The 19,904-nt window shown below is 68.0% G+C and carries 18 protein-coding genes and 2 pseudogenes; 11 read left to right on the top strand and 9 right to left on the bottom strand.

What is annotated here, in order from left to right; translation table 11 throughout:
* Nucleotides 1–5: 5 nt before the first annotated feature.
* From ACIBTS_RS46575 to ACIBTS_RS46605, 7 genes and pseudogenes are all read left to right on the top strand, one after another.
* The gene (locus ACIBTS_RS46575) at nucleotides 6–308 is read left to right on the top strand and encodes an MMPL family transporter (RefSeq protein WP_399327654.1); all 303 of its coding nucleotides are present in this window, start codon (nucleotides 6–8) and stop codon (nucleotides 306–308) included.
* Nucleotides 305–532, top strand: a complete 228-nt coding sequence (locus ACIBTS_RS46580; RefSeq protein WP_399327656.1) for an MMPL family transporter — start codon at nucleotides 305–307, stop codon at nucleotides 530–532. Before ACIBTS_RS46575 ends, ACIBTS_RS46580 begins: the two co-directional genes overlap by 4 nt.
* A 158-nt stretch (nucleotides 533–690) precedes the next feature.
* On the top strand, nucleotides 691–1,620 hold the full coding sequence (locus ACIBTS_RS46585; protein WP_399327625.1) for an SGNH/GDSL hydrolase family protein: 930 nt from the start codon (nucleotides 691–693) through the stop codon (nucleotides 1,618–1,620).
* Between the two features lie 82 nt (nucleotides 1,621–1,702).
* Nucleotides 1,703–2,395 carry a LuxR C-terminal-related transcriptional regulator gene (locus tag ACIBTS_RS46590; RefSeq protein ID WP_399327627.1) on the top strand — a complete coding sequence of 231 codons (693 nt, stop codon included), beginning with the start codon at nucleotides 1,703–1,705 and terminating at the stop codon, nucleotides 2,393–2,395.
* A gap of 38 nt (nucleotides 2,396–2,433) precedes the next feature.
* On the top strand, nucleotides 2,434–3,135 hold the full coding sequence (locus ACIBTS_RS46595; RefSeq protein WP_399327628.1) for a response regulator transcription factor: 702 nt from the start codon (nucleotides 2,434–2,436) through the stop codon (nucleotides 3,133–3,135).
* Nucleotides 3,136–3,201: 66 nt separating this feature from the next.
* Nucleotides 3,202–3,411: pseudogene (locus ACIBTS_RS46600) on the top strand (transposase); the annotation flags it as partial.
* A 56-nt stretch (nucleotides 3,412–3,467) separates the two neighbouring features.
* Entirely contained in the window at nucleotides 3,468–3,698 is a 231-nt protein-coding gene (locus tag ACIBTS_RS46605; RefSeq protein WP_399327630.1) for a hypothetical protein, read from the top strand.
* Nucleotides 3,699–3,969: 271 nt separating this feature from the next.
* Here the strand turns inward: ACIBTS_RS46605 and ACIBTS_RS46610 are convergent.
* Together ACIBTS_RS46610 and ACIBTS_RS46615 are read right to left on the bottom strand one after the other, a co-directional pair.
* Nucleotides 3,970–4,185 (bottom strand): annotated as a pseudogene (locus tag ACIBTS_RS46610) (transposase); the annotation flags it as partial.
* A 677-nt stretch (nucleotides 4,186–4,862) separates the two neighbouring features.
* A complete protein-coding gene (locus ACIBTS_RS46615) occupies nucleotides 4,863–5,381 on the bottom strand; it encodes an Lrp/AsnC family transcriptional regulator (protein ID WP_399327658.1) in 519 nt (172 codons plus the stop codon).
* Nucleotides 5,382–5,441: 60 nt separating this feature from the next.
* Here ACIBTS_RS46615 and ACIBTS_RS46620 point away from each other — a divergent pair, with 60 nt between their 5' ends.
* Together ACIBTS_RS46620 and ACIBTS_RS46625 are read left to right on the top strand one after the other, a co-directional pair.
* Nucleotides 5,442–6,473, top strand: a complete 1,032-nt coding sequence (locus ACIBTS_RS46620) for a 1-aminocyclopropane-1-carboxylate deaminase/D-cysteine desulfhydrase (RefSeq protein ID WP_399327632.1) — start codon at nucleotides 5,442–5,444, stop codon at nucleotides 6,471–6,473.
* A gap of 113 nt (nucleotides 6,474–6,586) precedes the next feature.
* Nucleotides 6,587–6,862: an aldehyde dehydrogenase family protein gene (locus ACIBTS_RS46625; protein WP_399327634.1), complete on the top strand. Its 276-nt coding sequence runs from the start codon at nucleotides 6,587–6,589 to the stop codon at nucleotides 6,860–6,862.
* A 365-nt stretch (nucleotides 6,863–7,227) separates the two neighbouring features.
* Here ACIBTS_RS46625 and ACIBTS_RS46630 read toward each other — a convergent pair whose 3' ends face one another.
* On the bottom strand, nucleotides 7,228–8,511 hold the full coding sequence (locus tag ACIBTS_RS46630; protein WP_399327636.1) for a sensor histidine kinase: 1,284 nt from the start codon (nucleotides 8,509–8,511) through the stop codon (nucleotides 7,228–7,230).
* A 507-nt stretch (nucleotides 8,512–9,018) separates the two neighbouring features.
* Between ACIBTS_RS46630 and ACIBTS_RS46635 the strand changes: the two genes are divergently transcribed.
* Complete coding sequence (locus ACIBTS_RS46635; protein ID WP_399327638.1) at nucleotides 9,019–9,948, top strand: alpha/beta hydrolase fold domain-containing protein; 930 nt, start codon at nucleotides 9,019–9,021, stop codon at nucleotides 9,946–9,948.
* An 80-nt stretch (nucleotides 9,949–10,028) separates the two neighbouring features.
* On the opposite strand, the gene ACIBTS_RS46640 is transcribed toward ACIBTS_RS46635, so the two are convergent.
* From ACIBTS_RS46640 to ACIBTS_RS46660, 5 genes are all read right to left on the bottom strand, one after another.
* Entirely contained in the window at nucleotides 10,029–11,273 is a 1,245-nt protein-coding gene (locus tag ACIBTS_RS46640) for an AI-2E family transporter (RefSeq protein ID WP_399327640.1), read from the bottom strand.
* Nucleotides 11,274–11,466: 193 nt separating this feature from the next.
* Nucleotides 11,467–12,123, bottom strand: a complete 657-nt coding sequence (locus ACIBTS_RS46645; protein WP_399327642.1) for a response regulator — start codon at nucleotides 12,121–12,123, stop codon at nucleotides 11,467–11,469.
* A complete protein-coding gene (locus ACIBTS_RS46650; protein WP_399327644.1) occupies nucleotides 12,120–13,439 on the bottom strand; it encodes a sensor histidine kinase in 1,320 nt (439 codons plus the stop codon). Before ACIBTS_RS46650 ends, ACIBTS_RS46645 begins: the two co-directional genes overlap by 4 nt.
* A gap of 132 nt (nucleotides 13,440–13,571) precedes the next feature.
* A complete protein-coding gene (locus ACIBTS_RS46655; RefSeq protein WP_399327646.1) occupies nucleotides 13,572–15,830 on the bottom strand; it encodes an MMPL family transporter in 2,259 nt (752 codons plus the stop codon).
* 564 nt (nucleotides 15,831–16,394) lie between these two features.
* The gene (locus ACIBTS_RS46660; protein ID WP_399327648.1) at nucleotides 16,395–16,787 is read right to left on the bottom strand and encodes a substrate-binding domain-containing protein; all 393 of its coding nucleotides are present in this window, start codon (nucleotides 16,785–16,787) and stop codon (nucleotides 16,395–16,397) included.
* Nucleotides 16,788–17,464: 677 nt separating this feature from the next.
* Between ACIBTS_RS46660 and ACIBTS_RS46665 the strand changes: the two genes are divergently transcribed.
* Nucleotides 17,465–18,391, top strand: coding sequence for a response regulator (locus tag ACIBTS_RS46665; protein WP_399327650.1), 927 nt, complete (start codon nucleotides 17,465–17,467; stop codon nucleotides 18,389–18,391).
* Nucleotides 18,392–18,417: 26 nt separating this feature from the next.
* Here the strand turns inward: ACIBTS_RS46665 and ACIBTS_RS46670 are convergent, their stop codons facing one another.
* A complete protein-coding gene (locus ACIBTS_RS46670; RefSeq protein WP_399327652.1) occupies nucleotides 18,418–19,635 on the bottom strand; it encodes a fructose-specific PTS transporter subunit EIIC in 1,218 nt (405 codons plus the stop codon).
* Nucleotides 19,636–19,904 lie beyond the last annotated feature (269 nt).

Genomic DNA, 19,904 nt, shown 5'->3' on the forward strand with positions numbered 1-19,904 from the left:
ACCTACTGGGCAAGGAGTTCCCGCAGGCCGCAGCTGGCAACGCCACCGGGCACGTCGTTTTCGAAGCACCCGCGGGGCAGAAACTGACCTCCGCGAGCAACAGGGCGGAGATCGCCGCCCTGGTCGCCGACCTGCAGAAGGCGCCGCAGGTGGCGAGCGTCTCCGAGCGGTTCGGCAGCGGACTGGTCAGCAAGGACGGCACGATCGCCTACACCCAGGTCACCTACACGGTGCCCAAGCCGAGATCACCACCGCCGCCTCCGCCGCCCTGCAGCACGCCGCCGACGAGGGTGAGAAGGCCGGGCTGAGGATGAGCCTGGGCGGCAACGCTGTCCAGGAGGAGGCCGCCGGCAAGGTCCCGGAGCTGATCGGCGTCGTCGCCGCTCTCGTCCTGGTGATCACCTTCGGGTCGATGATCGCCGCCGGGCTCCCCCTACTCACCGCGATCTTCGGTGTAGGCGTGGCGATCATGTGCATCACCCTAGCCACCGCCTTCTTCGCGTACGACGTCGGCTTGGTCCGCCCCGCCTGACCCGCTCACCGGACTCCCCTCCTCCCGGCCCCCCGCCGGTTCTCACCGCTTCGTCCCCTCAAGGGGGCGCCATCTGCCCCGCCCGGACACTGCCCTGCCACAGCGCTGGGCGGTGCCCGACTGCAGTCGAGCATCCGCGACGACGACAGGACACAGCGATGAAACTCTTGGCACGAACCGGCCTGGCCGGGCTTCTGACTTGCGGCGCACTCCTCACCGTCATCGGGGTCGCCCAGCGCAACGACGGGGACGGGGGCGGGGGTACAGGCGTCGCCGCGCCTCGAGGTCCGTACGTCGCCCTCGGTGACTCCTACACCTCCGGGCCGAAGATCCCCGACCAGACCGGGAAGCCCGCGGGCTGCGCCCGCTCCAGCCGTAACTACCCGGCCGTGGTGGCGAAGGAACTCGGCATCAAGTCGTCCGAGTTCCGCGACATGAGCTGCAGCGGCGCTGCCATCCCCGACCTGACCGCACCCCAGTCCACCGAGGACGGCACCAACCCCGCCCAAACATCTGCATTGTCCACAAAAACTCGGCTGGTCACACTCGGTATCGGCGGCAACGACATCGGCTTCAGTTCGATGCTCACCAAGTGCGTCACGACCGGGGCGCTCTACAAGGCCGCCGCCAACCTCACGGACATCTCCGACAAGGCGCCCTGCAAGGAGCGGTACGCCGACGACGGGGCGAGCAAGAAGATCCGTACAGCGGGCGGACACCTCTCTCAAGCGCTTCAGGAGATCAAGCGTCGCGCGCCCGAGGCTCGGGTGTACGTCATCGGATACCCGGCGATCCTGCCGTCCGACGGCTCCACCTGTGACCGGAAGATACCCCTCGCTCCCGGCGACGTGATCTTCCTGCGTGACCAGGAACAGCAGCTCAACGCCATGCTGCGGCAGCGCGCGCAAGCCGCCGGAGCCACCTACGTCGACACCCACACACCGTCCGTCGGCCACGATGCCTGCTCTCCGGCAGGCACCCGTTGGATCGAACCCCTCCAGCCCAGCAGCCCGGCAGCCATCGTCCACCCCAACGAACGAGGTGAGCGGGGCATGGCTTCCGCCGTCCTACGGACCATCGGGGCCTGAGCGTCCGCGGAGCACGCGTGCCACGGGGGCACCGTTGGAGCGGCGTGCGGTGTCCCTCCCCCCACTTGGAGAACGCCCCACCATGACCACCGTACTCATCGCCAGTGACCAGGCTCTGCAACGGGCCTGCTACCGCATGCTCCTCGCGGCCCAGCCCGACCTGACCGTGGTGGGCGAGGCAGCGACCTGCGCGGAAACGATGCGCAGGACCGCCGACCTGCACCCTGACGTCGTCCTGTTGGACATTCGTGTGCCTCCCTCGGACGGCGTCGAGTCCATCCGCCGCATCACGAGACCCGGGGAGCAGCCCGCCGGAGGTCCCGGCCCCGTCCCGGCAGGACCCCCTCGTGTGCTGATCCTGGCCCCTACCGACTTCGACGAGTTCGCCCTCGACGCAGTGCGCGCCGGCGCCAGCGGCTTTCTCCTGAAGGACGCCTCGCTCGACGAACTGACGGCTGCCATCCGCGCCGTGGGCGCGGGCGACGCTGTCCTCTCGCCCGGTCTGACCCGCGAACTCATCGAAACCCTCCGCCGACCGCGGCCCGCCCGCTCCCTGCAGCGCGACGGCCGGCTGGACCTGCTCACCGAACGCGAACGTGAGGTGCTCACCGCCATCGCCTCCGGCTGGAGCACCACCGAGATCGCCCAGCGGCTGTCTATAGCGCCCACCACCGTCAAAACCCACATTCGCAGCATCCTCATCAAGATCGGCGCGTGTGCGCGTGTCCAGGCCGTGGTTTTCGCCTACGAGACCGGGCTGGTCCGGCCCCGGTGACGCTTCCCCCTCATGCCCCCTCGCCATCAGGAGCAGCCATGCACATACTCCTCGTCGAAGACGACCCGACCGTGGCCCAGTCTCTGCAACTAGGCCTGCCTCGCTACGGCTACGACGTGGACTGGGTGCCAACCGGCAGCGCCGCGCTCACCGCATCGGCGCCGGACATGGTCCTGCTGGACCTCGGTCTGCCGGACATGGACGGGCTCGACGTCTGCAGGGAGCTGCGGTCACGCAGCGACGTACCGCTCATCGTGATCAGCGGGCGGGGCAGCGAGACGGAGAAGGTCGTAGGCCTCGAACTCGGCGCCGACGACTACCTGGTGAAGCCCTTCCTGGTGCGTGAACTGGTCGCCCGGATGCGGGCCGTGCAGCGCAGACATCTCGGTGGGTCCGGGACCGGCCCGAACCCACGCGAGACGTACGGCCGTGTGACCGTCGACCAACGAGCACACCGCGTCTTCCTGGACGGCGCCGAAGTCCCGTTGAGACCCAAGGAGTACGCGTTGCTGGTCTTTCTCACCGGCCGGTTGGAGGCCCTGGTGACCAGGGAGGCCATCATGACGGCAGTCTGGGACAGTAACTGGTTCGGGCCGACGAAGACGCTGGACACCCATGTGGCGGCCCTGCGGCACAAGTTCGATGACGCCCTGTTCATCGAGTGCGTCCGCGGTGTCGGTTTCCGGCTCGTGCTCAGGGCCCCACAGCCGACTTCACCGGCGCATCCGGCGCAGAGGTAGCGGCCGGCGGCTGCTGACACGGGATGAAGGACGAACGAGAGCGAGGACGGCGGCACCGACGCCGATTGGCAAGCCGGGGCCCCGGCCATCGTGATCGTCAGCGACGCCAGCTACGACGTCACCCGCCTGGCCTGGGTCCTGCGCGACCTGCCCGTCGAGATAGTCGGCCGGGTCCGCTCCGACCGAGTCATGCGCCTGCCGAAGCCGCCGAGGATGCATGGCGTCACCGGCCGGCCGCCCAAGCACGGCCCGGAATTCCGCTTCACCAAGCCGGAGGGACCGCACAGGGTAAGCTTCAGGTCAAGGCGCCCGCAGGCGTCGGGAGCATAGGCGTGAATAATCCCGCTGGCAATTATATTTGCATCGCGGTACAGGCTGACCAGTGGAAAGAAACCCAGTTCCGCGGTGATGTCTCAGGCCGGATCAACGCGTTCGCTGACTCTGCATGTTCGGACTCGCTGGGCGGTGTGGATGTACCGAAGGACACCAGCAGTAACATAAACTACTGGTTCCAGTTCAACCGCAGCCAAATTTACTTCGGAAAGCCTTCCGGGCTGAAGTAGTCGGTCGCTCGACCCTGATTGATCACAGCCGGACTCTTCGGAGCACTCCGGGTGGCGGTGGTGGCCCCACCGCCACAGCGTTCACTGCTTTTTTCCCTCGGGTCACGCCAGCCTCAGCAGCTCCCGTTTGGGGAACAGTCACGGTGACCGTTCCCCAAACATGCGTGCAAAGCATCCATTCTTGAACTAACGGTCCCTGACCACTGATTCAGGGTTTAAACGGCGTTTCGTTCCGTTGTTTGGTCCCTGGATGCCCTGATTGTTGAGGTTTCTAGGTGCTGCGCCAGCTCGGGGTGGATTCGGCCGTGAGGCGGCGCGCCATGAGGTCGGTCATGGCGAGGTGGATCATGGCTTCGGAACGGACAGTCAGGGTCTCGTAGTCGCGGGCCAGGCGGCGGTGGTTCATCAGCCAACCCAGCGTTCTCTCGACGGTCCACCTCCTCGGCAGGATGGTGAATCCTCTGGTGGCGGGGTCGCGGCGGACCAAACGCTCAGTCAGGCTGTTGGCGGCAGCTGTCTCGGACGCGGGCACCGCCCGCATGATCAGCGTGGGCAGCGCCCCGCAGGCGAAGGCCACGCCGGTGGCGACGAAAGCTGGCCAGGATGAGCTGCCAGATCTCACTGGCCCTGCCGCCGAGCGAGGAGCAGTACCCCGGCCCTCGCTCGCGCCAACAGCGTTATTGCCCTGCCTGGCGGGTACCTCATCGCCCTCCTGGGCACGCCCACCGCGGCGAACCAGGGCTCGTCGACCACGACCTCGCACCGGCGGACGCTGGCATGCGGGAGGTGCGCGGCCCAACTGCGCTCTCTGCGGGAGCAGGTCAGAACCGACGATTCCGACGCTCCAGTGATCATCACCACCCGCAATCACCACCTCACCGACGCGGAGAAGGAAGCGAACCGCCTACTCAACCGCGAACGCGCCGCCGTCGAGCACGGCTTCGCGAACCAGAAGTCCTGGCGCTTCCCGGCCAAACTCCCGGCACGTCACCACCCTCCTGCGGGCCCTGCTCGTCCTCGCGAACACCGAAATCTACTGGTGACAGACGATCCCCCGAAGAAGATCACATCCTTGACTGGCACGAGTACCTCACCACAGGCGCACACCAGCCCCCTGGCCTGCGAAGTCAGGACCAAAACTTCTCAATGCGTCTTCGAAGCTCGTCACGAATCGTTCTCTGCCAGTCGATGTAGGAGAAGAGACATTCGGTGGGGGATGACCTCGGTCGTCGCAATCGAGGTGCTGCTGCGTTGCACGCCGGGCGCCAACTGAATGCCCTGCGTGATCCGGTGCAAATCAACAGTGTCGCGCGCGACCACACGGAGCATGAGATCTGCATCTCCCGTTGTGGTGTGCGCTTCGATGACCTCTGGAATGGCGCCAATCGCCGCATATACCGAGTCGATCTGCTGCTGCGACACGGACAGAGTCACGAAGGCGAGTAGGGGCCGGCCGATTGCTGCTGGGGAGAGTGGGGCGCTGGGTGTGCCCAGCGCCCCACCGTCGCGGAGCCTCTTCAGGCGCGCGTGCACCGTGTTCCGCGACACCCCCAGCCGGGCGGCGATCTCGATCAGTGAGGCTTCGGGTGCATTATCCAGGGCGAGCAGTATCCGGGCATCAACCGCATCAAGGTTATGCATACGGCACACAATACCCTGCGGAGCAGATCCCATGTTGTGCATCTGCACGGTCAAATGCGATGCAGTTGTGCATCCGAACTGACCTGTCTAAGTTCTGTGAGCATGACCACAGCAAATGAGCACACCGACTTGCCGCGTATCGACCTCCGGGGGTTCACCTCGCCCGTGCATCTCTTGCCTCGGCTGAGCGACGAGCTCGGCGTGGAAGTCTGGTCCAAGCGCGACGACCTGGGCTCGGTGGGCCTCGCAGGGAACAAGGTGCGCAAGCTTGAGACGGAGCTCGCGCACGCACGCGCGCTGGGAGCCACGCACATCGTGACCGAAGGCTCTCGCCATTCCAACGCCACTCGTGCAGCTGCCGCTGCGGCAGCTGCGATCGGAATGAAGTGCACTCTCGTGCTCTGCCACGATGAGCCGAAAGAGCCTGTGGGCAATCTTCTCCTCGATGCCCTCTTCGGCGCTGATCTCCGTCTTGTCGGCGACACTTCCTGGGTAGAACTCGCTCGGCTGACCGAGGATATCGTCCGGGAGCTAGAGGCTGCTGGCGAGCGGGTCTACCGACTGCCCATCGGCTCGGCAACCGGCCGTGGTGCGGCGAGCTTTGCGCGCGCCTACATCGAAGCTGAAGAGCAGATGGATGCGCAAGGTGCGACATTCAGTACGATCGTGCACGCCAGCTCGGCGGGAAGCACGCACGCGGGACTTGCACTGGGGCGGGCGCTCCGTCAGAAGTCGACCCGCATCATCGGCGTCGTCGTCGCGGGAGAGGTGTATGACGACGTACCGGGGAACTACCTCCGGCTCGCGAACGAGGCAGCCGATCTCATCGCGCCCACCATTCGCATCACTGCCTCCGACATCGAGTTGACTGAGGACTACTTGGGGGAAGGCTACGGACAGCCCGCCTCGGGCGTCACGGAGGCCATCGACCTCATGGCGCGGCTCGAGGGAATCGTGGTTGACCCGGTGTACACAGCGAAAGCGGTCGCGGCAATCATCGATATGGCCCGCAAGAAAACATTCGAGGGCCCCGTACTTTTCTGGCACACCGGCGGGTACCACGCGATCTTCGACCCGCGCTATACGGCGGCGGTGTGGTCTGACCTTCCTCGACTGCGGGACATTCAGCTTTAATCTCGATCTTGCATGACGGTTCGTCAGTTTCGCTGGGCCCTCGCCGACTTCTGTTCCTGAGCCCGCGGCCGGCCCCGAACTGGGGTCTGGTACGGAACGAAAGGTGCCTCACCATGACCACCCAGGTCGACCAGCACCACGGCTGGCGGCCGCGCCGCCGCCGACAGGGCGCCCGCCAGATCCGGCGTGATCAACATCGTGCCGGCCGGACGCGGGGCTGGTGCGTACCTCGTGTCCACCCGGGCGTGGACAAGGTCGCTGCTGCCTTCACTGGCTCCACGTCTGCGGGGCGGGTCATCGGCGAGACCTGTGGGCACCTGCTGCGGCCGGTCGCTCTGGAACTCGGCGGCAAGTCCGCAACCGTTGTCCTCGACGAGCCGAAGCCCTAAGGCAGACGACGTCTTCGTCACCGAGTCCGGCACCGCCCCCGGACCCCGGTGCCCCGGACGGGGGAGATAGGTCCGCGCACGCGTCGTGGCGTCGCGCAGCAGTCGAACGCCCGCGGTCCGTCGTCGGACACGACTGTCTCCCGGGCCGATGGTCCGGCGTCGCCGTCGATGCAGGTGAGGACCTCGCGGCCTCGTCGTCGAATCTCAAGGGGCGTGGCGCGCAGCGGAAGCCGGCCTCCTCCAGGTGGCGCAGAAGCGCGTGGATGTGGGCGTCCACGGTTGGGCGGGCATGCGGATGTTCTGACCACCCAAACCGACCGAGGCACAAGGACATCAGGCGCTCGTGCCGCCGAGCCGCCCAAGCATCATGCCTGGTGTGCGTCCAGGCCCGCATTCACCGGCGGCGTCGGAAGCAGTACGGCGCGAACGCTCCAGCCGCCGGCGGAGTTCGGACCGGCGGCGACCGTCCCCTGGTAGAGCGCAGCGCGTTCACGCATGCCGAGAAGCCCATGCCCACCGCCTTCCCAGGAATGACCCCGTTCCGTGGCGGGCGGACCCGTGTCCTCGACGGTGACGTGTACGGCATCCTGCTCCGCGATCAAGGAGACACGGACCGAGGTGTCGGAGGCGGCGTATTTAAGGGTGTTCGTCAGAGCTTCCTGGACTATGCGGTACAGGGCGAGTTGCAGTCCTGCGGGCAGGGCGGTGAGGTCACCGGCCGTATGGAGGTCGGCGTCGGGACCGGCCGCACGGATCCGTTCCAGCAGAGCGTCGAGATCGCCGACACCCGGCTGGGGGCGGAAGGGCGTCTCTTGAGGTCCCTCCTCGCGAATCCCGGTGAGGAGCCGACGCAGGTCGGCCAGGGCGCCACGCCCGCTGTCCGCGATGATCCGCAGGGTTTCCGCGCTCTGCTTCGGCTTGGCCTCTGCCAGCCCCGCCGCACCGTCGGCCAGACCGACCACGACGGCAAGGGTGTGGCCGAGGATGTCGTGCATCTCCCGGGAGATGCGGGCCCGCTCCTTGGCCTCTGCGAGGCGGGCCCGCTGGTCGCGCTCCACCTCCAGACGCACCGCTTGGTCCTCCAGGGCCGTGATGTACGAGCGCGCAACCCGGCCGGCCAGCCCCAGGCCAGCGATGGCGAGGATGCAGAGCACTAGGTCGGTGGTCACCGCGAGGGGGCTGTCGATCCGTTCGATCCGCCTGTCCGGGGCGAACGTCATGATCGTCACGATGGTCTGGGGAATGGTGATTGAGACGGCGACGGCCAACTGGGCCGGCGGTGCGAACCTGGCGAGGTTGTACAGAATGATCAGTTGCGCGAGAAAATGAGCGTAGGTGAGAACTCCGGAAACAGCCTCCGCCGTGGAGAAGACCGTGATGACGGCGAAGACCGGGAGGGGATGACGATCCCGCGCGAGCAGCGGGACGGTGAACCCGATCAGCACGATGAGAGCGACCGGGAAACCCGGATCGGCCGCGGCGGCGCTGTCCAGAAGCCCCGGGACGCCGAGAGCCGTGCACACCAGTGGCGCCACCCACTGCCTGATCCGTGGGTGCTCTTGGCTGGCCCGCTGTATCGATATCAGCCAGGCCAGCAATCGCACGACCGTGCGATGCTCCGGGCCGCCCAGAACGCTGCTGGGTTCCACCGGGCGGACCCTCGAGGAGGTGGTGGTCACTGGATGCGTCTCCAGGGGTGCATGCGGACCGTCCGCTACCCCTGAGTGGGAAAGACCGGCGGACGGCGGCTGACAGGGAGCGGCTCACGCCCGCGATCCGTTCTCGTCGCGGAAGAAGTGTGGAGGGGCCATCACGCGGCCCACACTTCACGTTAAAGGCGTCACCTCGACAACGTGCGGCACTGGAGAACCCAAATCCAGGAGGGCGGCTAATACCACGGTAGTGCTCGCCTTCCTCCGAAGGGACACACTCCGAGCACCGTAGCTCCCACCTGTCCTTCCGGAGGGGGCGGCTCCTCCTCAAGTACCAGTCGGTTCCGTCGTTTTCGCTTCTTCGGGCGCTGTTCGTCCCGTAAGGGATCACTAGCCTGGACACGCCATAGGGCACCGCGGGCGGGCCGGCAGAGCAGGGCGTTGCGCGAGTGACCGCCTCTCGAGCGGCGAGCCCCGCGCACCATCCCATCGAACGGAGCTGTCATGTCCTTCCTGGCCCGGCCGGCGCTGGCCTCCCCCGCCGCCAAAGTGATGCAGCGTCTGAACGCCCTGCTGGGGGACCGACACGTTGCGTCCTCCCTGCACAAGCGTTATCCGGAGTACCCCCGGAACACACACGAGCTGACCATCCCGACCTCCGTCGCCCCGGCCCGCGCTGTCGTGTACGTCCCCGACCGTCCCGTCGGCGGGCCTTTGCCACCGGTCCACGTGAACTTCCACGGTGGGGGCTTCGTCCTGCCGCCGGTGGAGCTGGACGATCCGCTATGTCGTTTCCTCGCGGCCGAGGCGGGTGCGGTGGTGGTGAACGTGGACTACGTCGTCGCGCCGCAGCATCCCTTTCCCGCGCCGCCTCGCCAGGCGTACGAGGTCGTCGAGTGGGTCGCCGAACACGGCGCCGAACACGGCTGGGACGGCAGCCTCCTCACTGTGGGAGGCCAGAGCGCCGGCGGGGCCCTCGCAGCGGCAGTGGCCCGTCAGGCACTGGAAAAAGGAGGCCCCTCCATCGCTCTCCAGATCCTGCACTATCCCCCTCTGGACCTCGTCACCCAAGCCAGGGACAAGCACTCAGTCATCGCCAAGCCGTTGCTGCGCCCGTGGATGGCGGACATCTTCGACACCTCCTACGTACCGGACCCGACGATGCGCGGCGACCCTCTGGTCTCCCCCGCCCATCCGTCCGACACCGCCGACCTGACCGGCATCGCCCCCGCCTTCGTCATCACGCCCGAACACGACCTCCTGCGTGCCGAGGGCACTCGCTACGCCGAGCGACTGCGCGGCGTCAGGGCGCTCTACGACCACCTCGACGTGTCGGGTGCCGACCACGGCTACGACCAGAACGACGCCGAGACAGCCAGAAGCGTCTACGGTCTGATGGCCCAGCACATGCGCCAGGCCGTGTACCCCGACTGATCACATAACGCCCGACCGTAATCCACGAGTGGGGTACCAGCCGACTGTTCCCTGGCTGGTACCCCACTCATGTGCGGGGGTCAGGCTCCGGGTACTGTGCCCTTGAGTTTGCGGGGCAGGCGTGACGGCATTCCCGTGGCCGCGACACCCCCCACTCGCCGAGACCGACGTCCCGGGCGTCGCGGCGGCTCGTCCTCACCTGGCGGGGAGTCGTCGAAGGCCTCCGTCTGGGGCGCCTTGGCAGCGGTCGGTGGCTCCTCGTACCGGCCACGCAGCTCCGACAGCACTCCGAACACCGCTGCGGTCATCGGCACGGACAGGAGCATGCCGAGGACTCCGGCGACCGAGGCGCCGGCCGTGAGTGCCACCAGGATCACCGCGGGGTGCATCTGCAGCGTGCGGCTCTGGATCATCGGCTGCAGGACGTTGCCTTCGAGGAGCTGCACGACGAAGACGACGCCCAGGACCCACAGCGCGGTCCCGAGTCCTCCGTCGGCGAAGGCGACCAGGACCGCGACCGCGCCGGACAGGAGCGCGCCGAGGTAGGGGATGTACGCGCCGATGAACACCAGTGCCCCGAGCCCGACCGCGCCCGGCACGCCCAGGACGAGCAGCGGAACGGTGATGCAGACGGCGTCGATGAAGGCGACGAGCGTGGTGCCGCGCATGAAGCCCTCTATCGCCTGGAAAGCGCGACGGGCTATCACCTCGAGCCTCTCACCGGAGTCGCGTGGGGCGAGCGAGTGCAGTGCGGCGACGGCCCGGTCGGAGTCGCGCAGGAAGAAGAACATGAGCAGGATCGCGAGTGTGCCCGTTGCGGCCAATTCGACGACCACGCTCACGCCGCTCAAAAGGCCGTTGACGGCGGTGCCCCCGAACTTCGACAGCAGGTCCTTTGCGTTCACGGCCAGATCGTCCAGGGATGTCCCCGCCAAGCCGAACCGCTCCTCGATCGACCCGGCCGCTTCGCGCAGCGAGGAGATGATCTGGTCACCGGTGTCGATGAGGGCGGTCACCACGATGTACGCCGCGCCGCCCATGACCACGACGACGGCGGCGCAGGTCAGCCCGGCGGCAAGGGACTTGTTGATCCGCATCGCGATCAGCCGGCGATAGAGCGGACCGAGCAGGGCCGAGCCGAGGAGCGCGAGCAGAACCGGCGTCACGACGGTCTGGAACGCGACGCAGAACCACACCGTCACGGAGATCACGCCGCTGACGAGGAGGATCAGCGCGCTGCCCACGGCCACGCGGCGGGCGATGCCGGGGAGCGGGTCGTGCCGGGGGTTCGTCCGGCGTCGGTCGGACCATGCCTGTCGGTTCATGGACGCGCCCGTGCTCCTGATCACCGGACGCGTTCGGTGTACCGGCCTTGGCCGCCTTCTCCGCGCTTGTCCGGGAGAGACTCTTCGGGGCTCCCCTATGTGCGTACTCACTGTGTTTATCTCCGCTCGCACAGGGCCGCATCCGGCGACCACGGCCCTTTTCCGCCTTCGTGAACCACACCTCGCGCGTTGCTCACGCCGGCCGTACGAGCCCCACGTCGTAGGCGAAAATGACCGCCTGGACCCGGTCCCGGGCACCGATCTTGGCGAGGATACGGCTGACGTGGGACTTGACGGTGGTCTCGGCCAGGTGCAGGTGTTCAGCGACCTCGGCGTTGCTGCAGCCCGTGGCGACCGCGGTGAGAACCTCGATCTCGCGTTCGGTGAGAGCTTCCAGCTGTCGCGCCTGCTCCGAGGTGTGGCCGGGCAGGCGCGTGGTGAAGGCGTCGATGAGTTTGCGGGTCAGCCCCGGTGAGATGACGGCGTCCCCAGCCGCGACCGCGCGGATGCCGGCGAGAAGTTCTTCGGGCAGGGCGTCCTTGAGGAGGAAGCCGCTGGCTCCCGCGCGCAGCGCGTCGTAGGCGTATTCGTCCAGGTCGAAGGTGGTCATGACCAGCACACGGGAACGGCCACCGGAGCTGAGGATGCGGCGGGTCGCCTCGATGCCGTCCATGCCGGGCATGCGTACGTCCATCAGGACGACGTCCGGGTGGAGTTCGGCCGTCATGCGCACCGCTTCGGCTCCGTGCGTGGCTTCGCCGACGACAGTCAAGTCGGGGTGCTGTTCCATGAGCATGCTGAAGCCGAGGCGTTGCAGGGCCTGGTCGTCGACGATGAGGACAGTGGTCATGCCGGGTGCTTCTCCGTAGGCGTAGGTGTGCCGGTGGGTGGGACGAGGTGCAGTTCTGCTCGGACGCTCCAGCCGCCCCGGGAGTTCGGGCCGGTGGTCACGGTCCCCTGGTAGAGCAGGGCGCGCTCGCGCATGCCGAGCAGTCCCTGTCCCTCGTTGTTGCGGGGGTGCCGGCGGGGCGTGCGCGGGGGCCCGCTGTCCTCGACGCTCACCCGTACCGTGTGGAAGGTCGCCACCACGGCCACGTCGATCGTCGTGGCGAGGGTCGCGTGCTTGAGGGTGTTGGTCAGGGCTTCCTGAACGATGCGGTAGACGGTGAGCTGGAGTCCCGCGGGCAGGCCGGTCAGATCCCCGTCGGCGTGCAGGGTCACGGTGGGGCCGGCAGTCCGGACCCTTTCCAGGAGGGCATCGAGGTTGGAAAGGCCGGGCTGAGGTGCCAGCCGGGAGTCGCAGGACTCGGTGCCCTTCTCGCGGAGGGTGCCGAGGAGCCGACGTAGATCCGCAAGGGCACCCCGCCCGCTATCGGCGATGATCCGCAGTGTCTCGGCGCCTCGTTCGGGTGAGGCCTCGGCCAGCCCTGCCGCCCCGTCGGCGAGCCCGACCATGATGGCGAGGGTGTGCCCGAGGATGTCGTGCATCTCGCGGGAGATCCGCGCGCGTTCCGCCGCTTCCGCGAGCCGGGCGCGCTGGTCCCGCTCCACCTCCAGCTGTACCGCCCGGTCCTGCAGAGCGGTGATGTACAGGCGCGCCACCCGGCCCCCCAGCCCCAGTCCCGCCATCGCGAGCATGCATAGCGTCAGCATGACGGCCAGTGCCAGAGCGGTAGTGATGCGCTTGAGCTGTACGTCGGAGGAGAAGGCGAGGATGGTGATCAACGTCTGGGGTACGGCGACCGACACGGCCCCAGCCAGAGCGAGGGGAGCAGCGAAGCGGGCCAGGTTGTACAGCATGATCAGCTGGGCGAGGAAGTGCGCGTTGGTCAGCACACCGCAGGCGGCCTCCGCCACGGAGAACCCCGTGACGATCGTGAACGCCAGGACAGGACGGCTCTGGCGCCACAGCAGTGGGACGGTGATTCCGGCCAGCAGGCCCAGTGAGACTGGGAGCGCGGGTCCGGGGCCGGGGTAGTCCATCAGGGGCTGGAGGCCGAGCGCGGCGCACAGGATCGGCATGCCCCACCGTTTGACATGGGGATGTGCCTGGTCCGCCCGGCCCAGCGAGGTGAGCAGAGTCAGGACTCGGGCCACCGTGCGGTCCCCCGAGCCGCCCAGCAGAGTGCAAGGTTCGGCCGGGGAGTTCTTCGATGTTGAGGTCACGGTGTGTCTCCGAGATACCGGCGGACCGTCCGTCGACCCTTGGGGGAGGAAGGATCGACGGACGGCGACTGAAGGGGTGGCTCCCACTGCCGTGGGATCACATACGCCGGGCTACTGTAAGCGGCGCGGTCGTCAGTCCCGGCCCCAGCGGGCGGGCGCGAGCGGCCTGTCCTGATCGCTTCCCGGTCTGACTTCCCCGCCCGGCCCTGTCGTGGTGGTCGGCCCGTCCAGGACGTGCCGCAGCTTCTCGCCCTCGACGTCCACGTTGGGCAGGATCCGGTCCAGCCACTGGGGCAGGGCCCAGGCGCGGCGGCCCAGTAGGGCCATGACCGCGGGCACGATCGTCATGCGGACCACGAAGGCGTCGAAGAGGACAGCCGATGCGAGTCCCAGACCGATCGACTTGATCAGTGCGGCGTCGGCGAGCAGGAATCCGGCGAAGACAGAGATCATGATGATCGCCGCGGCCGTCACCACCCGGGCCCCGTGCCGGAAGCCGGCCACGACCGCTTCGGTCGGCTCGGCACCGTGGACGTGCTCCTCCCGCATCCGGGTGACGAGGAAGACCTGGTAGTCCATGGCGAGGCCGAAGACCACGCCGATCATGAAGATCGGCATCACGCTTACGATGGGCGCGGTGGTGTCGACGCCGAAGACGTCCTTGAGCCAGCCCCACTGGAAGACCGCGACCAGGACGCCCAGGGTCGCCACCACGCTGAGCAGGAAGCCCAGCGTGGCCTTTAGGGGCACCAGGACCGACCGAAACACGAGCAGCAGCAGGAGCAGCGCCAGGCCGACGACTACCAGGAGGTAGGGCACAAGGGCGGCGCCGAGTTTGTCGGAGACGTCGATGTTCAAGGCCGTCGTACCAGTGACCACGACCTCCGCGTCCGCGGCCTTCAGCACGGCTGGGGCGGTGGTGTCACGGATCTCGCCGACCAGGTCCACCGTCTCCTTGCTGCTCGGGGAACTCTTCGGGACGGCTCGGATCAGTGCCACGTCACCCGATGCGTTGAACACGGCCGGGCTCACGGAGACGACGTCGGGCAGTTTGCCCAGCACGGTGGCCGTCTCCTCGGCGGCCGCCTTCGGGTCCTTGCTGTCCCGGGCGTCGACGACGACCGTGAGCGGACCGTTGTAGCCCGGGCCGAATCCCTTGCTCAGCGTGTCGTAGGCGAGCCGCTGAGTGCTGCCCACAGGGGCCGTGCTGTCGTCGGGCATGCCCAAGCGCATCGACAGCGCCGGGATCGCCAATACGCCGAGGACGGCCACCGAGACCAGAAGCGCTCGCCACGGGTGGCGGATGACGAGCTGTGCCCAGCGCACGCCCATCGGCTCGCCCTCGCCGCGGTCCAGTGCCCGCATGCGCTTGGTCTGGAGGTTTCCTTTCATGATGCGCGTCCCGGCGAAGCCCAGGACGGCGGGCAGCAGGGTCAGCGCGACGACTACGGCCACGACGACGGCGAACGCCGCGGCCAGGCCCAGGTCGGACAGCAGGCGGATGCCGACGACGCTCAGACCCGCCAGAGCGATCACCACGGTCAGGCCGGCGAACACGACCGCTGATCCGGCCGTCCCCAGGGCTCGGCCGCAGGCGTCCTCGGGTTCGTGACCCTCCCTGATCTCACTGCGGTAGCGGGAGACGATGAACAGGGCGTAGTCGATGGCGACCGCCAGACCGAGCATCAGCGCGAGCGTCGACGCAGACGAGGCCATGTCCCAGATCGCGGTCGCGACGGTGATCGAGAGGATCGCGATGACGACGCCCAGGAGGGCGGTCAGGAGCGGCAGACCGGCGGCGAGCAGTGAGCCGAAAGTGATCACCAGCGCCACGGCGGCCACCGCCAGACCGATCAGCTCGCCGGCGTTGGCACCCTCCTTCTCGTTGACGGCGTTTCCGCCCAGGCTCACCGCGAGGCCCGCCTTCTCGCCCTTGTCGGCTACGGCGTGCAGGGCGTCACGCGCCTCGGCGGTGACCTCGGCCTGGGCGACCTCGTACGTCACCTGGGCGTAGGTGATGGTGCCGTCCCGGCTGATCAGACGACTGGTGTAGGGGTCGCTGACGTTCGCCACCTGGGGAGCCTTCTTGAGATCGGCGATCAGCGACTCGACCTCGGTCTTGTTGGCCCCGGACGTCAACTGCTGCCCTCCGGGCGCCTCGAAGACGACGCGGGCGGTCGCGCCAGAGGCAGACGCCTGCGGGAACTCCTTGTCGAGCAGGTCCAGCGCCTTCTGCGACTGAGTGCCGGGAATGGTGAACTGGTCCGACGACTTGCCGGACACGCTCGCGGAGCCGATGCCGACGACCGCCAGAACGACGATCCACAACATCACCACGAGGCGTCGTCGCCTGAAGGCGAACCGGCCGACTCTGTACAGGAAGGTGGCCACAGCGATACTCCCACCTGGGAAACAACGGGACGGGTGTCGAGAACTGGGTGGGTCTGCGTAACCCGTCCATCACGCTAGGCGCGGAATTCCGGCTGCCCACGGCACCGGGGAAGCGAATACGCCGCTGCCGCCTCATCCTCCGGTACTGGTCGCCCTCCTTCTGAAGCACGCGGTGAACTCCCGCACGACCGGACCCACCAGGGCCAGAGCCGCTGCCGCATCTGGTACGGCACACTGTCCGGCCACCTTCCGGACGAGCAGAGCAGTACCCAGGTGCTGCAAGTCCGTGATCGTCACTGGGGCCTGCTCTTCGCCGCGCGGGAGCCCGCGTCGTTCTCGCCGACATCAACAGTGACGGAGCCAGGGCGGCTGCCGAGGCCACAGCGGCGGGTGCTGGCAGCGCGATCCCTGCAATCGGAGATCTCAGCGACCCTGCGTCCTGCCGGCAGGACTGCAACTCGCTGTGTACGGGATGGTCCAGGAAGTCCTAACGAACACTCAAGCACGCCGCCTCCGACACCGAGGTCCGGATCGCCGTGACCGCTATGACGGACCCCGTGCATGTCACCGGGGAGGACACGGGGCCGGCCGCCGGGAAACGGAATCGTTCCTGGCAAGAACGTACTCAACTACTCGCCCTCTGCAGGTGAAACCCTGCTGCGCTCGGTCAGCCCCGCATGACGGCAGCCGGTGACACGCGCACATCCGGTACGAGAGCCTTGAGGGCCGTCTCGCCTCAGGCCCCAGCGTTTCGGCGGCCGAGCCCACCGTCATCCCCGGGTGCCGGAGCCCTCCGTCGTAGGTGCCCCGGGCCGTCGACTCCCGCCAGATGATCCGGAGCAGGGAGTCCTCGTTCGCTTCGGGTGTCTCGTCCCTCAGTCCCGCGATCAGCTTGGTCATGGCCCTGCTGCCGACTCGCTCGAGGTCCACGTCGACCGTGGTCAAAGACGGTGTCATGAACTGTCCGAGCTCGGGCGGTACGAATCGGCTTCAACGCCTCCGGGCGCGAGGGCAACGCGAACTTCCTGCCGATCAGCGTGGCCACCCGGGCGGCCATCCACACCTGGTCCTCCACCCAGCCGTGCGCGGCCGGCCCTGCTCGAGATACGCGGTCAGCTTCTCCAGACAGCGTGGGGACAGGCGGCACCGCGACCCGCTCGGGCCGGAGGCCAGAGCCTGAGCACCGCCGTCCCGCCACAACTGGTTGCACTGGTAGGCCGACTTCACGCTCACCCGCAGCCGCCGTGCGACTTCCGGCAGCTTCACCTTCTGCCCGAACAGCTCGGCCGCATGCATATCGAGAGATACATGACCCGCTGGTTCCTGCACCGGGTCAAGCCCGAGCGCGGTCCAGCGATCGAACTCCTGACGGATGGGGGTGATGGACATGCTCCACGCACACGGCACGACAGAGGCGGATGCCCGCACCTGAACCCGAGGACGTTCCGCCTCGGCGACTCATCCGACTCCGACCGGATGCCGGTATCGGTAGTAGTACCAGTACCAGTACTCCGGTAGTACCTGAGCATGACCTATTGGGTTCCGCGGTGCCGGAGCGCGGCGCCGAACGCCCCCTAGCTTTAGCGCGGGGGTCACCAACCCCGTCGTTCCATGCACCACAGGGGAGAAGCCACGTGCAGGTACTGCTCATCGAAGACGATCCGGAGTTCGCGAACTGCCTGATACGCGGTCTGACCCGCTACGGCTTCGAACTGACGTGGGCACCCACGGGGCAGGACGGGCTCGCCGCGGCGGTCCCGGACCTGGTGCTGCTCGACGTGGGCCTGCCGGACCTCGACGGTCTCGACGTCTGCAGGGAACTGCGGGACCGTGACGTGCCACTCATCGTGATCAGCGGTCGCGGCACCCCGACGGACCGGATCGTCGGACTCGAACTCGGCGCGGACGACTATCTGGTGAAACCCTTTCTCATACGCGAACTCGTCGCACGGATACGAGCGGTGCGTCGAAGAATCTGCCGAACCGATGCGCCCGGCGTCCTCTCCCCGTCGCGCGGCGTGCATGCGGTCGGTCCTTCCCGGGATTGGCAAGGCCACCGGCCGACGCGCGAGACGTACGGCCGGGTGGCTGTCGACAGACGTGCCCGCCGGGTCTTTCTCGACGACGTCGAGTTGGCACTGAGTCCCAAGCAGTACGCGCTGCTGGAGTATCTGACAAGCAGGATCCGCGCGCTGGTGACGCGCGAGTCCATCATGTCCGCGGTGTGGGACAGCAACTGGTGCTGCTCAACGAAGACGTTGGACGAGAGCAACCTGGCGGAGGTCGTCGGTCACCCCGACTCCGACGCGGCCAGAGCCCACGTTCTGCGCGCCGGATCCGAGCCGCCGGCCGGTCCTCCCGACCCGAGCCCGCTGACCGGACGAGGGCTGGAGATCGCCGCGCTGGTGGCCAAGGGGCTGACCAATCGGCAGATAGCCTCCGCCCTCGGCCTCTCTCCGCGCACGGTCGACGGGCATGTTGAGAACATCCTGGCCAGGCTCGGCTTCGAGTGCCGCGCGCAGATCGCTTCCTGGTGGACGGCGAACCATGGACGGGTGTGACGGGGGCTGGTTCTACCGGGGACCCTTCACGCGGCCACGGACGCCTTCGACACCCTCTTCGGCTCCTTGGCCTTCTTGGCGCGTGTAACACTCGCCTTGCCCGGTTCGCCGCGGCGAAGGCTCTTCAGGGCGATCACCACCCCAGCGGTCACAACGGAGCCGGCGACGACGGCGAGGGCGAAGAACAGCGGGACGCGCATCTGCCCGAAGGCGAGAAAACCACCGAAGGGGACGGAGACCTCGGCCCCGAAAGCCATGACCAGGCCACCACCGACGGCTCCACCGGCCATGCTGGCCGGGACCACCCGAAGAGGGTCGGCCAGCGCGAAGGGGATGGCGCCCTCGGTCACGGACGTCAGGCCGAACAACCAGGCGGCCCGTCCGTGGGTCCGCTCAGCCCTGGTGAAGAGCCGTCGGCGGACCAGGGTGGCGAGCGCCATCCCGAGCGGCGGAACCATGCCCGCCGCCATCACGGCGGCCATCATGGTCATGTTGGCCGGACTGAACTTCGACGGATCGTCACCGCTCACACCCATCACCCCGAAGGCGACGGCTGTCCTGCTGATCGTGCCGCCGAAGTCGGAGCAGACCGCCAGGCCGAGGACCATTCCGGTCAGCACCGTGTGGTTGAACTGCAGCCATACCAGCTTCTCGTCGAGCCAGGTAGACACGGAGAACAGTCCCTCGGCCAGGCCGACGAAGAGCACCGCGGCGGCAATCACCGACACGAGCAGCGGAAACAATACGGTCGACGCGATTCCGCGCAGCGCCGACGGGACACTGACCCGGCCCAGGGCCAGGGTGGCCGCACCGGCGGTCAGGCCGGCGACCAGAGCGGCGAGGACGCCGCCCTGGATGCCCAGGGCCGCCATGCCGCCCAGCAGCCCGGGGATGAGCGCGGGTCGGCCAGCCATGCCGTAGGCGAGGTATCCGGCCACTGCCACGGGAAGGAAGCCCAGCCCGCTGGCACCGAGCTTGAGCAGCAGGGCGGCCCATGTCTGGGGGTGGGTCCAGTCGGCGGTCGCCAGGATCCGGTCCGCCGTGTCCGTGATGCCGGGCCCGCTCACGGCGAGGGCGAGCACCTTCATCAAGGCCGCGACCACGACGAAGGGGCCGAACCAGGGCACGCTCGCCACCAGCCATCGGCCGGTCCTGGTCCGGGCAGACGGTTCCTGATCGTCGTAGGCCTCCTTCCTGCGGGCGAGGGGTATGGGGAGACGGATGCTTCTGGGGCTGAGGCTCATGTGGGACTCCGAATGCTCGGCGCTGCCCCGCGTAGAGCGGGCAGCGGGAAACGACTGCTGTCGTGAAGGTGGGGATGCATGCCGGGCAGACACTTCCGCCCAAGGTGCGTTCGCCCTGGGGCACGGTGGCCCCGGGGGGGGGGGGGGGGGGGGGGGGGGGGGGGGGGCCCCGCCCCCGGGCGGGGGGGGGGGGCCCCCCCCCCGGGCGCCCCCCGCCCCGGGCCCAGCGAGCCGGCCGACCCCGCGCGGCCCCCCCGGGGGGGGGGGCC

Source organism: Streptomyces sp. NPDC050121 (genome assembly GCF_044460385.1).
GTDB lineage: Bacteria > Actinomycetota > Actinomycetes > Streptomycetales > Streptomycetaceae > Streptomyces > Streptomyces soliscabiei.